This is a genomic window from Candidatus Omnitrophota bacterium (assembly GCA_040755155.1).
Taxonomy (GTDB): Bacteria; Hinthialibacterota; Hinthialibacteria; order Hinthialibacterales; family Hinthialibacteraceae; genus JBFMBP01.
In genome coordinates this window covers 47,222-60,561 of sequence record JBFMBP010000130.1, presented here as the reverse complement: position 1 = coordinate 60,561, position 13,340 = coordinate 47,222, and the positions used below count along the sequence as shown (strand labels likewise).

Annotated in this window: 13 protein-coding genes; 6 read left to right on the top strand and 7 right to left on the bottom strand. The window is 51.4% G+C overall.

The window, feature by feature from the left end:
* Positions 1–38 precede the first annotated feature (38 nt).
* Together AB1656_19260 and AB1656_19255 are read left to right on the top strand one after the other, a co-directional pair.
* The gene (locus tag AB1656_19260) at positions 39–827 is read left to right on the top strand and encodes an ABC transporter ATP-binding protein (GenBank protein MEW6237528.1); all 789 of its coding nucleotides are present in this window, start codon (positions 39–41) and stop codon (positions 825–827) included.
* Complete coding sequence (locus AB1656_19255; GenBank protein MEW6237527.1) at positions 824–1,837, top strand: iron ABC transporter permease; 1,014 nt, start codon at positions 824–826, stop codon at positions 1,835–1,837. Before AB1656_19260 ends, AB1656_19255 begins: the two co-directional genes overlap by 4 nt.
* Positions 1,838–2,258: 421 nt before the next feature.
* Here AB1656_19255 and AB1656_19250 read toward each other — a convergent pair whose 3' ends face one another.
* The 3 genes from AB1656_19250 to AB1656_19240 form a co-directional block, all read right to left on the bottom strand.
* On the bottom strand, positions 2,259–2,468 hold the full coding sequence (locus tag AB1656_19250) for a hypothetical protein (GenBank protein MEW6237526.1): 210 nt from the start codon (positions 2,466–2,468) through the stop codon (positions 2,259–2,261).
* A gap of 143 nt (positions 2,469–2,611) precedes the next feature.
* Complete coding sequence (locus AB1656_19245; protein MEW6237525.1) at positions 2,612–3,685, bottom strand: Gfo/Idh/MocA family oxidoreductase; 1,074 nt, start codon at positions 3,683–3,685, stop codon at positions 2,612–2,614.
* A gap of 14 nt (positions 3,686–3,699) precedes the next feature.
* Entirely contained in the window at positions 3,700–4,863 is a 1,164-nt protein-coding gene (locus AB1656_19240; protein ID MEW6237524.1) for a Gfo/Idh/MocA family oxidoreductase, read from the bottom strand.
* 594 nt (positions 4,864–5,457) lie between these two features.
* Between AB1656_19240 and AB1656_19235 the strand changes: the two genes are divergently transcribed.
* Together AB1656_19235 and AB1656_19230 are read left to right on the top strand one after the other, a co-directional pair.
* On the top strand, positions 5,458–6,624 hold the full coding sequence (locus tag AB1656_19235) for a uroporphyrinogen decarboxylase family protein (protein ID MEW6237523.1): 1,167 nt from the start codon (positions 5,458–5,460) through the stop codon (positions 6,622–6,624).
* Between the two features lie 58 nt (positions 6,625–6,682).
* On the top strand, positions 6,683–7,675 hold the full coding sequence (locus AB1656_19230) for an aldo/keto reductase (GenBank protein ID MEW6237522.1): 993 nt from the start codon (positions 6,683–6,685) through the stop codon (positions 7,673–7,675).
* A 120-nt stretch (positions 7,676–7,795) separates the two neighbouring features.
* Here the strand turns inward: AB1656_19230 and AB1656_19225 are convergent, their stop codons facing one another.
* From AB1656_19225 to AB1656_19215, 3 genes are all read right to left on the bottom strand, one after another.
* Positions 7,796–8,209: a HEPN domain-containing protein gene (locus tag AB1656_19225; GenBank protein ID MEW6237521.1), complete on the bottom strand. Its 414-nt coding sequence runs from the start codon at positions 8,207–8,209 to the stop codon at positions 7,796–7,798.
* Positions 8,206–8,526: a nucleotidyltransferase domain-containing protein gene (locus AB1656_19220; protein MEW6237520.1), complete on the bottom strand. Its 321-nt coding sequence runs from the start codon at positions 8,524–8,526 to the stop codon at positions 8,206–8,208. Before AB1656_19220 ends, AB1656_19225 begins: the two co-directional genes overlap by 4 nt.
* A 343-nt stretch (positions 8,527–8,869) precedes the next feature.
* On the bottom strand, positions 8,870–9,961 hold the full coding sequence (locus AB1656_19215) for a polyprenyl synthetase family protein (GenBank protein ID MEW6237519.1): 1,092 nt from the start codon (positions 9,959–9,961) through the stop codon (positions 8,870–8,872).
* Positions 9,962–10,366: 405 nt separating this feature from the next.
* Between AB1656_19215 and glp the strand changes: the two genes are divergently transcribed.
* Both glp and mutM read left to right on the top strand, forming a co-directional pair.
* Positions 10,367–11,602, top strand: a complete 1,236-nt coding sequence (glp, locus tag AB1656_19210; GenBank protein MEW6237518.1) for a gephyrin-like molybdotransferase Glp — start codon at positions 10,367–10,369, stop codon at positions 11,600–11,602.
* 129 nt (positions 11,603–11,731) lie between these two features.
* On the top strand, positions 11,732–12,547 hold the full coding sequence (mutM, locus tag AB1656_19205; protein ID MEW6237517.1) for a bifunctional DNA-formamidopyrimidine glycosylase/DNA-(apurinic or apyrimidinic site) lyase: 816 nt from the start codon (positions 11,732–11,734) through the stop codon (positions 12,545–12,547).
* Between the two features lie 36 nt (positions 12,548–12,583).
* Here mutM and AB1656_19200 read toward each other — a convergent pair whose 3' ends face one another.
* Positions 12,584–12,988 carry a hypothetical protein gene (locus tag AB1656_19200; protein ID MEW6237516.1) on the bottom strand — a complete coding sequence of 135 codons (405 nt, stop codon included), beginning with the start codon at positions 12,986–12,988 and terminating at the stop codon, positions 12,584–12,586.
* Positions 12,989–13,340 lie beyond the last annotated feature (352 nt).

Below are 13,340 nucleotides of genomic sequence, written 5' to 3'. Positions count from 1 at the left end.
TCGATAATTGACTCGGCGGAAAGGCCGCATCCCTAACAATGGAACGTTTGCGTTTATCCAATATACGTTTTACCTACCCTGATTCGGATTGGAGGCTCGATGTACCCTCCTTTCGTCTTTGCGCGGGAGAGATTGCGGCGATCGTCGGCCTCAATGGATCGGGGAAGAGCACCTTTTTGCGCATCGCCGCCGGTGCGCTGCGTCCGGACGCGGGCGAAGCGGTGATGGACGGCAAGGACATTTTCTCGCTCGACCGCCGCAGCGCCGCCCGGCTTGTGGGGTATCTGCCCCAAAATACGGCCTGCGAATACGATCTGCATGTAATAGATATTGTGGCGATGGGGAGGTATTCCCACTTGAAAGCGGGCGGTTTTTTGAGCGAAGCCGATCTGGAAGTCATCGAGGAATCGATGAAGATGACGGAGACGTTGGCTTTTCGCAAGCGCCGCATCTCCCAATTATCGGGAGGAGAACAGAAGCGGGTATTTCTGGCGTCGGTTTTGGCGCAAGAGCCTTCGCTATTACTGCTGGACGAACCGACGGCTTCCTTGGATTTGCATCATCAAGCGTTGTTCTTTGAGTTATTAAGCGATTTAGCGGAGAAGGGGATGGGCGTATTGGCGGCGATTCACGACGTCAATGCGGCATCGCTGTATTGCAGCCGCCTGGCGCTGTTTGAACAGGGACGCATCGGAATAGAAGGAACGCCGGAAGAAGTATTGACGCCGAAAACCGTATCCCGTACTTATGGCGAAGGCGTTCTCCTGACCCGGCATCCGCAAGGGCGGCCTATGTTGTTCCCGCAACGGCGAGGAGGAGAGCGTTGAAAGAGGCGTTGACGCGGCATTCTTATTATTGGCTCTTGCTGCTCTATTTTTTGCCATTGGCGGCGGCGTTGGCGGCGGCGCCGTTGGTGGGCGCCGAACGCATCGACGCTCTTGGAGCGATAAAATCGTTGTTTGGCGGCGGCGCTGCAAATATCGATTTCTCCATTTTATTTTCCCAGCGCATTCCTCGCGTTTTGCTAGCGGCGTTAGCGGGGGGAACGCTGGCGGCGGTGGGAGCGTGTTTCCAGGCGATCCTGCATAATCCGTTGGCGGAACCGTATACGCTAGGCGTTACGGGAGGCTCCACAATGGGGGCAACATTGGCGATCGTCGTTCCGGGACTGCATTTTTCTTGGGGACCCTTTTCCACCGTGCAACTGTTTTCCCTGCTTGGCGCGGCGGCGGCGTTGATTTTTCTCTACGCGCTCTCCCGCCGTCCGGAAGGCATCGCCGCGCCGACGCTGCTGCTGGCGGGGATAACGGTATCCATCGTTTCCGCCGGATTTATTCTATTTATGCGCTACGCCGCTAGCCCTGAATTTCTCATTCAGATGGATCGCTGGTTGATGGGCGGATTGGAGATCGGCGGCTTTGAAGAGTTAACGGCGTTGTTCCCCTTTTTGCTGCCGGGATTGTATATGCTTTTTTCCTGCCGCTTGGAGATGAATCATCTTTCCGTAGGAGAAGAATTGGCGGCGGGGCATGGCGTGGATGTCGGTTCGGTGCAGAAAAAAATCTTTTTCGGTGGAGGCTTAACGACGGCGGCGGTGGTTTCGCTATCGGGACCGATCGGATTTGTTGGATTGATTGTTCCCCACGCCGTGAGAAGACTGAGCGGCTACGATCATCGCATCGCGCTTCCCGGCTGCTTTTTCCTAGGCGGCGCGTTTTTGGTTGCATGCGACGCAGCGGCCCGCACCTTATTTTCGCCTAGAGAGATGCCGGTAGGGATCATAACAGCGCTCATCGGCGGGCCGGTTTTCATTTGGATATTATTGAAGAAGAGATAAGAATTGCGTAGGGTGGGCTAAAAGCGAAGCGTAGCCCGCCATCAGCGCTTTTTGTCAGAATCCGGATGGCCAGGATTTGCAGGATAAAAGATAAAAAAATCCTGGTCATCCTTTCATCCTGGGTATCCTGATTCAGACAAATATTAATCAAAAAACACTGCCTATCCTGCGGGGCTATTTATGGCGGAAGATATGCAAAAGATAGTAGACTTCGCCTTTGATTAGAAAGGTGAAGCGGTAGTTATAGTTGATTCTCGCCTGCCAAACGTTATTCTCCTCTTTTAATTTTTTGGAATTGAGAGATGGATGAAATGGATTTTCCAGAAATAATTTGAATTGTTTGGCGGCGGTTTTTTGAATTACTTTTGGAAGATTTTGAAATTCATGCCGGAAAATATCGGAAAATTCGTAACGCATACGTTTAAGAGGCGAGTTGTTTCATTAAATCTTCATGATTCTTGACTGGATGCGTTTTTCCTTCTTCCACCTCTTTGAGAGCCTGTCGATAGGCTTTTTGAGATTCAGGCGCGTAAAATCCGGGTTCTTCGCCGTTTAAATAATCAGCGACTTTCTGTTTTTCTTCCGGCGGAAGTTCATGAATTTCTAAAATGATTTCTTCGGCGGTTTTCATGCGCATTCTCCATTTTCCGGTTAGGCAATTTTATTATATTATACATCGCAAAACCAGTTGCGTAGGGTAGGCTAAAAGCGAAGCGCAGCCTGCCATTCTCAGAGAGCAGCAAAAGCCTTGATCGCGCATTCCCGCCAGCGCTTTTACCGAATGCGCACCGCCCGCGCCTGCGCTTCCAAACTGAGGCGGGCGGCGAGAAAGACATGCTCTTGCGGCATGGCGTTTTCCGTTCTGTTGAGACAATCGAGGATCAACTGGCCGAAGAAGGGATATCCCACCTGGCCTTGGACGGCGAAATGCTTTTCTTCTTTTCCATCCACTAAAAAAACATGATCGCCTTCGTCGGCGCGAGCTACGTCGATGTATTTGCGCAACTCGATATAGCCCTCGGTTCCCATAATAAATGTTCGACCATCGCCCCAGACGCGCAGGCCGTCCGGCGTAAACCAATCCACGCGGAAATAAAGCGACGCGCCGTTGCTTCCCAGCAGCAGGGCGTCGCCGAAATCTTCCAATTCGGGATAGTCTGGGTGGTTGTAATTGGCGATTTGACTATGCACGACTTCAGCTTCCTTCACATCGGCGTAATAGAGAAACTGCTCGATCTGGTGGCTGCCGATGTCGCAAAGAATGCCGCCGTATTTTTGCCGTTGGAAGAACCAGGCCGGGCGATTGGCGGGATTGAGGCGATGGGGCGCGATGGTCGTTACTTGCAAGACGCAGCCAATCGCGCCCTCTTTGATTAATTGCCCGGCGAAGACGGCGCTTTCGTTGTGTACGCGCTCGCTATAGCAGACGGCCCAGATCAATCCCGTCTGCGTAACCTTGGCGCGGGCTTTTTCCCATTGCTCCATCGTCGTAAAGGGAGCTTTGTCGCTGAGGTAGTGTTTGCCGTGATCCATAACCCGCAAACCCAATGGTCCCCGTTCGCAAGTAACCGTTGCGCTGGCGATCATGTTGAGGGATGCGTCTTCCAAAACCTGTTGCTCCGATGCTGCCGATTTGACTTGCGGATATTCCTTGCAAAAAGCGGCAACCTTGGCAGGATCGGGATCGTAAACCCAAATCAATTCCCCGCCCGCTTCGGTAAGGCCGTTGCAGATGCCGTAGATATGGCCATGATCCAAGCCGATGGCGGCGAAGCGAAAATCGCCTTTTTGACATACGGGATTCGGTTTGCCTTTGGGGGCGTACATGCCGCCGTCCGTTCTTGACATGGAAATTGCTCCTTCTATTTCTTTTGATCGCGGCTGGAGCCGACGATGATGCGGTCGTCGCCGAAATTCTCAACGGACGATTTTTTCTCGTGGAAATGAACGGCGTTAGCCAAGACGCCTTCTCTCGTATAAAAAGGATCTGCTGGCGTCATAGGCAGCTTGACCGTCTTATCCGTAAAGGCGGATTGATAGATGGCGGAGATTAGTTCCAGCGTTTTGCGTCCTTCCCGTCCGCTTATCAGAACCTCGCCGCCGCTTTCGATAGCCGTCAAAACGCCATTGAATTCGCCCTCATATCCCTCGAATTCCAGCCATGGGATGCCGTCATATAAATCTTGAATCTCTTTTTCCCGATCAGTATCCGCATCAGGAAAGCCATTGTCGCGGGATTTCATGGCGCAGACTTTCCAAGGGAAGGAGAGCCGCGCTTTTTCCGCCTGGAAGATCAACTGCTGCTCTTCGCCGTGATGAACGACGGAACTGGTAATTTGCGCGAGCGCGCCGCTGGGATATTTCAAAATGGCGATAGAGAGGTCTTCCACCTCGGCGTTGTCATGAGCTGTATTGGCCAATACGGCGCGCACTTCGGATGGCATGCCCATCATCCATTGAAACATGTCAATATGATGGACGGCGTGATTCAAGGTGCAGCCGCCGCCTTCTTTTTCCCAGACGCCGCGCCACCAGAGATCGTAATAACAATGGCCGCGCCACCAATAGGATTCCACCTGGGCGTGCAATACTTTTCCCGCCGCGCCGGAATCCAGCAGTTTTTTCAATTTCCAGACTGGAGCGCGAAATCGGTTTTGGGCGATAATGGCGAGAATTTTCCCATTGCGCTCGGCGGCCTCGAGCATAGCATCGCATTCAGCTAGAGAGGACGCCATCGGTTTTTCGCAGATGACGTGCTTGCCCGCATTGAGGCAATCGACGCTGATGGGAGCATGAAGGAAAGGCGGCGTGCAGACGGAAACTAGACCGATTTCGGAATTTTCCAAAATGCGTTTATAATCGTCATAAACTGCCGCTCCGAGTTGAAATTCGTCGTTTTTGGCTTGCGCTTTTTCCGGATAGGCGTCCGCCAGGGCGGCGATGCGGCAGCGTTGGGGAAATTGTTTATAGGTTTCGATATGAGTGCGGGAGATGCCTCCAGCGCCGATTATGGCTGTTTTTATCATGGACGATCATCCTTGAAAGAATGGGAATGAAAAAAAGCGCCGTTGTTTTAAGGAGGTCTTTCCCAGAATAATTCCATAAATGCCGCGATGTTCCACTTTGTTCAAAGCGCAAACCAACGATAATCTTGTCAAGAACATAAGTCAACGAATCGCGAAAAGAATAAGAGGCATTTATTAGGTAAAAGATTATCCGCCGCATTGCCTGAGGAACTCATGCTACGCGCGAAGGACAATTAATGGGAACTTTTTCAATTGTCGTTTGAATCACGAAAACGCGAAAGGAAAAAGAAAAACACGAAAAAAAGAAAAAAAAGTTGGAGCATGGGATCGCTTTATGAAATGCTTTTTTTCGTGAAATCCAAAAGAATCCGCAATATCCGCGATTCGAATATTTCGTGGAATTCGAGTGATTTCGTGGTTTCGTGATTCAAAAACGCAACAGATAGAAATCCCATTCGCCGCTCTGGGACGGTTTCTCCAACTTGCGGGTGGGACGCCCGTACTTCCAGGCGCGTAACATGAGTGAATAAGGCAGCGTGGCGATAGACGAAAAAGAATCCCTTAGAACGGCGCATTCAAAAACAGGGAGCGAAGATGACGAAACGGGAATGGATTCAAGCCATGCTGGAGGGACGTAAAGATATACCCGTTCCTCAGCATTGGATGTCGTTTTTCAACAGCGATCTGGCGAGAAGATTGTCGCCGGAGCCATGCCATTATTCTCCCATGTGGATTTACGATGTTCCTGATCGATTCGATTCCAGTGCGATGGGTGCAGACAATTTGGATCGGTTGATCCGATTCAACAATCATACGGGACGATGCTTTTCATGCCTGGGAAAAGGCGCCAATATCTGCTTCGGCCACGGCGGCCCCGGCGAGTTTTTCTGCCGCTCGATCAAGCGCGACGAGAATGAACTCGTCGTCGAATACGAAACTGGCGTGCGCGCCAAGGTGCAATTTCACCCCCATTTCTATCATCACTACGATCATCCGGTGAAATGCCGGGAAGATTTGCAGCGTCTGGAATTGCCCGATCCCGCCGCGCCGGAACGTTACGCAGGATTCACGCAAGACGCCGCCTATCTCAAATCGAAAGGCGAATACGTTCTCGGATCGCTGAACGGCTTCTTTTCGGGGCTGCATTATTTTCTTATGGAATATTCCGAGACGCTCATGAATCTCATTCTGGAGCCGAACTTAATCCATGAATTGGCGGAACGGTTGGGAGAGTGGAATTTGACGGCGGCGCGCAAAATGATAGAAGCGGGCGCGGATTGCATCGCGCTTTGCGACGATCTAGGAACCAAAAAATCACTCCTCATGAAGAGGGAGCATTATCGAACCTTCTTCCAACCTTGGCATATGAAACTTTGCAACGCCGTCCACGATTTGGGAGGCAGAGTTCATTGTCACAGTCACGGGGCGATAACCGCTATTCTCGACGATTTGGCGGAATGCGGCTTCGATTTTATTAATCCATTCGATCCCGAAGAAGGACATACTATCGAGCACGTTATGAAAACTTATTCGGATCGTTTCATTGTAACGGGCGGATTTCCTGCTAGCTTTTGGAATTGGGAAGCCGATCGGCAGAATGTTTTTTTGCATGAGATGGGAAGATTGGGCCAAAGATACGGACGTCTTATCTTCATGGATTCCGGCGGAGTGCCCGACGATGTTAGCCCGCAAGATTTCGAACGCATAACCCGCAAGAGCCGCCAGGCGCGAGGAGTAGAAGACGTAGAAGGCGCCGTTTAATAATCTCGCTGGCGGCGATAACGGCTTCCGAAAAGAACGCATAGAAAGGCGATGGATCATGGAAAAACAATCCAACGGCGTTTCTCGCCGCGACTTCATGAAGCAAGCAGCTATCGGCGCTGCCGGAGCGGCGTCGATGGAGTTTTTGTCTCCCGTCTCATCCACAGCGGCGGAAGCAGGAATGCCGTTTCGCATTTTGGGGAAGACGGGCATGAAAGTTTCTTTGCTCACTTTCGGCGGCGGCTCGCAGTTTTTGGAAAATAAGGACGGCGTATGGGAGCCGATGTTGGAAAAAGCCGTAGCGGAAGGCGTGAACCTATTCGATACGGCCCCCAGCTATCACTGGAATTATCCCCAAGCCAGCGAAGACCGTTTTGGAGCGATTTTGGCGCCCTATCGCAACCGCATATATCTATCCACCAAGATGGATTCCCGCGACGTAACGACGGCGTTGTCGGAATTCGAACGCAGCCTCCAGCGCCTGAAGACGGATTACGTCGATCTTCTTCTCATTCACGATGTCAACAATAACGACAGCTTCTCGGCGGTGGAACGAGGCGTTTACAAAGAGGCCGTTCGGCTGAAAGAAGAAGGCGCCGCCCGCTTCATCGGCTTTTCCAGCATGAGCAGCGCCATACGGTCGAAGGAATTCATCGAAGCGATGGATTTCGACGTCGTCATATTGGCCTTGACGCCGACGCTCTACGGCGATTACGCGGCGACGCCATTGCCCGCCGCGCGGGAAAGAAATATCGGCGTCTTGGGTATGAAAGTCATGCGCAACGTTGTAGGAGCGAATGCGGCGCCTAAAGAATTGCTGGAATACGTTTGGAATCTCTCCGGCGTAGCGACGACATTGGTAGGACATATCGGAATGGCAACCTTTGAAGAGAATCTCCAAATTGCCAAGACATACGGCGCCTCGAAAATCAAGGATAGCTATCGTTATTCCATGCAGAAAGAAGAACTGGAAAAACGCCTGGCGCATCTGGCGACGCCAGACGCCCTATGCTGGGCGAATTCCGATTACCGCGATAGGAAGTGGTGTTAGGACGATTTTCAAATAGGCATCGGCAGCCGTCGAACGTTCGCGCGTATTATCCTCAAGGCAATATCTCGGTAGGAGGATTTTTTTTACGATGAGTAGGAAACTACGATTCGTTTATAGGGACTATTCCTCAAGAAAACCTTCTTGGTGAAGATGCGTGCGTATAGCTTGAACAAATTTTTCGGATGTTTTCAGCGCTTGTTCGGATTCTTCGCGAGAGACCGGTTCCAAACTGATATAGTCCTCTTTATTTCGCGATGCGAAAAGCCAATGCAGCGCTTCGGAAAGTTCCTTGGGCAACAATCCCGTTTTAACGAATTCCACATCGAACAGGACAATGACGCCTCTATGTTTTCGGGGTATTTTTCCGAGGGTTTGGAGCAAAGCCAGAACCGAATAAAACGCTGCATAGTACGATCGATTTACGATGGTTCGCCATCCTTTTTCATAAGCGAAAAGAGTTCGAGCATCTTCCAAGCACTCATCGGCTTGGCTCATTCGAATATCGACCAATGACTTGACATCTTCCGGCGTCATACGCTCACTCCTTCTTCTTCCACGGCCATTAGAAGCAACGAGGATTTTTCCGGACCTTCCTTGGCTTGTTTATAGGTCATGACAACCGGTTGCACGATTACATCCGCCTCGAAACCCACTTCCCAAGCATAATGGCTAATCCGCCGATCCATCTCGGAAGTTTTCCAATCCAAAAGCACCAGCACATCCAAGTCGGAATCCTGGTCTGAATCTCCCCGCACGCGAGAACCGAACAGGAACATCTCTCGAACCGGTATCTGGTTTTCTATTAGTTTCTTTTTGAATTGTTCGGCAATTAGGCGATCCTTTTCGCACATGGGGATTTCCTCTTTGCATTCGAATTTCAGGATGGATTACGTTTTTCTAATTTATTCCAAAATTATTGTACCTAAAAACAGCGGTCAGTGGCCAGTGGTTAGTAAAAGAAATTCAATAGATTGCGAAATTTATTAAAAACTATATGTGGAAAATTTTTATTCTTGCGGAGAATTTCTTTGAGAAAAGACGAAATGCGGCGCGACGGGTGGCCGGGTGGCAAAGGCAAGACGTAATCTGCCTTTGATCAATCTTTCAAGGGCTGGCTAACGCCTAACCCATGCTACCCGTCCCGCTATTTAGCGAAGGAAATGGAAAGATGCGAGAAATTGAGAATTTGCTTTCCTAGCGTTCGCGGATAAGAATAAAATCGACGAGGTTGTTGAGCGAATGGATGCTATGGGAAGAACCGGCAACCTTTTCCACTTCGGCCAGGTTGTTTTTAGCGATTGCGCCGTAGCGAGAAGCGGCGTCGTAAGCGTAATCGATGGAACCCATCTCGTTCATGAGGGAGAGAAGGCGCGCCGCTTTTTCTTCGAAAGGCTGCGAACTCTCCAAAATTCCCCGCGCCGCCACGCCGTCGTTATGTAAAAGGTGGATGAGTGGAAGCGTCGTTTTGCCGTTGCGCATATCCCACCCCTGCTCTTTTCCCAGGATGCTCGTGGGAGCCGTGAAATCCAAAACGTCGTCCGTAATTTGGAAAGCGATGCCGACGGCATGGCCGTAAGCGTGCATGCACTCCGCCAGCCGGCTATCCAATCCGCCGAGATGGGCGCCGGAAGCGCTGGCGGCGGCCATAAGGGAGGCGGTTTTATTTTCGATCATCTCCATATAATCTTTTTCGGATATCAGCCCCTGATCCGAAATGACCAATTCTTTAATCTCTCCCAGGCACATTTGGCCGGTCGCTTGGGTTAACAGAGATTGAGAAGGCAGCGAGCCGCTGGCGAGCAGCAATTTGAATGCTTTGGAAAAGAGAAAATCGCCCAGCAGAACGGCGATGGAGTTGCCCCAATGCCAATGAACCGCTTCCACGCCCCGGCGCATAGGAGCTTCGTCGATGATGTCGTCATGGACAAGAGTAGCCATGTGGATCATTTCCACCGCCGCCGCTACTTGACGAGCGGGAAGTCCGTTGAATCCGCAGGCGTTGGCGGTAAGAAGAACTAGAGCGGAGCGGATCCACTTTCCGTCGCTTTCCAAGAGGTGTTCGGCGATCCGGTCGGCGGTAGCGATGCGGAATTCTTCCGGCAGGTAGGGAACTCCGCCGGAAATCAAGGTATGCAGATAGTTGCGTTCCGCCGTACGCAGAACGGTTTCCCGGTATAAGGAAATCGTCTCGGCCAGTTCATCCGCTATCGGTTCGAAGAGGTTGGATAAGGATAAATTCATGGAGGATGAACGTTCGTCGGGAAACGCGGAAGCGAAAGAGTTCATAAATACGCCTTATCGGTAAATTAGCGAATCTACCTGTTGGGATTGAAATGGAAAACGCAATCCACCGGTTTTTGCGCGGTTCGGGCGCGAATAACGCTTTTGCGAGAAGACGATTATCCAATCCGGCGGAATAAGAATATTATCTTCATTAGGAGTATTCTTCCAGCTTTGATCGACCTGTCAAGGAAGACTATTGCCGAATTGAATCGCTTGTCCGGAGACGCGCCGGTTGATTTCTACCTTGGATTTGCCTGTATCTCGAACGAAGTTGTACTTTGATCTCCCGCCCCATCGTCACTGTAGATAATTTAGAAATTTGGTAGACTTGTTTTAAGCGGGTAACGAAGAAACGATCTTTTTCTCGAAATCATCCATATACGCAATGAATTGGAGATATCCAATATTATGAATGAATCCCTCCTTTCTTATAGAGAAGCGTTGCGGTTGATAGAGGATCATCTGACGCCGTTGCCCATTCGCCGCATCAATTGGCGCTGCTCGATCGGCGCGGCGTTGGCGGAAGACGTAGCGGCTATAGAAAACCTGCCGCCCTTTACGAATACCTCCATGGACGGCTACGCCGTGCGATCCGAGGACGTCCAAGGCGCATCGGAAAACCGCCCCGTCCGTCTGCACGTCGCAGAAGCCATCTTCGCGGGCGACTCTCCTTCCCGCCAAACGCTTCAACCCGGTTGGGCGGCGAAGATTATGACTGGAGCTCCCTTGCCGCAGGGCGCCGACGCCGTGATCATGGTGGAATATACGAAAACGCATAACGATAGCGTGGATATTTTTTCATCGGCGCAACCGGGAGAAAACCTTCGCCCCGAAGGCGAGGAAATAAGGCGGGGCGACGTCTTGCTGCCCCTCGGAATTGCCGTCGGTCCCGTGGAACGGGGACTTTTGGCGCAGCAGGGTATCCGGGAAGTGAGCGTACGCCAACCGCCTCGCGCCGCTTTGCTGGCGACGGGAGACGAATTGGTGGAGCCGGAGTCGGAAATCGTTCCCGGACAGATCCGCAACGTGAACGCCTATACGCTTGCCGCCGAATTGGAACGCCTGCGTTGTCCCGTCGCCGATCTTGGAATCGGGCGGGACGATCCCGGCGCGCTGAGGGATTTGATCCGGCGCGGCGTGGAAGAAGCCGATCTGCTGATCGCTTCCGGCGGCGTTTCCGCGGGCGAGAGGGATTTTCTTCCCGGCCTGCTGCGGGATATGGGTATGCGGACGATTTTTCACAAAGCGTCGGTGAAGCCAGGGAAACCGATTCTCTTTGGCCTGTTGGACGAGCGTCCGATATTCGGGCTGCCGGGAAACGTCGTCTCCGTTATTGCCTCTTTTCATCTCTTCGTGAAACCGTCGATCAAACTAATGATGGGAAGGAAGGATTGGCGCAATACCACTATGTTCGCTCGGATGGGTCAATTGGTTCATAATCCCGGTTCGCGGACTCATTTTATGCGCTGCCGGCTTTCCCACATGCCGTCGGGAGCGCCGATCGCTTACCCAACGGGGAAGCAGGAATCGGGGATGCTCACTTCGCTATTGGGAGCGGATGGCTTTGCGGTGATCCCCGGCGACGTGGATACGGTGGAGGAGTTTACGGAAGTCGAATTCATCCCCCTGCGGGACGATCGATGACGCCGAGAATCGTTGGGAGCGATTCCAGCCGCCTCGTTATTGGCCGATAATAATAATCGTACGCGCTTAGACTCGCCATGCAGCTATGCGATGCCGAATTCCCTTCGATGGAATGCGCGGGATGGGAATATGCCCGAACTGCCAGAGGTGGAAACCATACGCCGGGCTTTAAACAACCGGATCGCCGGACGGCGGATTACCGAGTACGTTCTTCTTCGTAAGGATTATTTGCGGCGCGGAGGAGAGCTAATCCATTTGACGCCGGGCGAGACGATATTGCGGGCGGAGAGGCGGGGAAAATTCATCCTGCTGTATCTCACAGGTCCCTATGTACTGCTTCATCATCTGGGAATGTCCGGACGCTTGTTGTTGACGAAATCCACCGACGCCTTGGAGCCGCATACGCATATCCGCATCTTGTTGGATAAAGGTTCGCAGGAATTGCGGCAGCGCGACCCCCGGCGCTTCGGCTTCGCCGCCTTGTTCCGCCCGCATGAATTATCCCACTTCCCTCCCTGGGCGAATTTAGGACAAGACCCATTCGAAATCGATCCTCCCCAATTTTTCGATAAAATCCATAAACGGAAACGGCCGATCAAATCGCTTTTGCTCGATCAAAACGTCATAGCGGGCTTGGGAAATATCTATGCCGACGAATCGTTATTCCGAGCGGGCCTTTCTCCTCTGCGTCCAGCATGCGGATTGGAGGAGAAGGAAGCCGCTCAACTGCTGGATCGCATCCGCGAAGTATTGAACGAGGCGATCGACGCCGGAGGTTCTTCCACAAACGATTACCGGCATCTGGATGGGACATTAGGGGAATTTCAGCAGCGCCTTCGCGTATACCGGCGGACGGGACTGGTTTGCTATCGCTGCGGCAGCGCGATTGAGAGACGGCTTATCGCAGGCAGAAAGACGCATTTCTGCCCCTTATGCCAACGCTAGGGAGCTAATAAAAAAACGCAGGAATGCCGGCCGGAACTATGCGATATAGCTTTCCGCCTGATCCGTCCGTTGGTTTGGAGCGGTTCTTTGACCGAACAACATCCGATGGATGAACGCTTGGTATCGTTCTTCCGCTTCTTTAGAATTGTTGCTTAGCGAAAGGCGAACCTCATATTTCGGCGGCGATTTCCAGGTCCAGAAGTTTTTGGGGCGTTCGATGCGAGAGATGATGTCCACATTCAACTCGAGGAAACCACGGCCATTCCCCGTAGAGAATTTCACGACGCCTTTCGAAGGAATGGGGACTTTGTTGTCGCAGTAAAAATGCATGCAGGCCACGGTAAAACATGTCACTTCGCCCTCCACATCGATGGGAGGATTGTGCACGTTGTTGATATGAACGGTGGCAGACGCTTTCAACTGCAATTCATGAACAAACATATTTCCCTCCTGTTTATTTCCCATACTTGCTTTTTCTCCCAGGAACTGCGCGCTTTTCGCGATTCGACGCGATACGACAACTACCGACTTATTCTAAAAGCCCAGCGCCCAGGAAAAATCGAAAATAGAAAACAAAAAAAACGTCAAACAAATGAATACGCCCAACCACATTACCAATAAAATTAGATATTGTCTAATTTTAAAATTATTGTTTCGAGATGTCAAGTTAAAAATTCAGTAATTATTCATTATCGTTTCTTTAAGGCTTATTCATAAAGAATTTGCTCTTTTAAAGTCGCATTTCACCAAATATAATTTTACAAGAAAACCGGGAGGAGTAAAAAAAATCAAG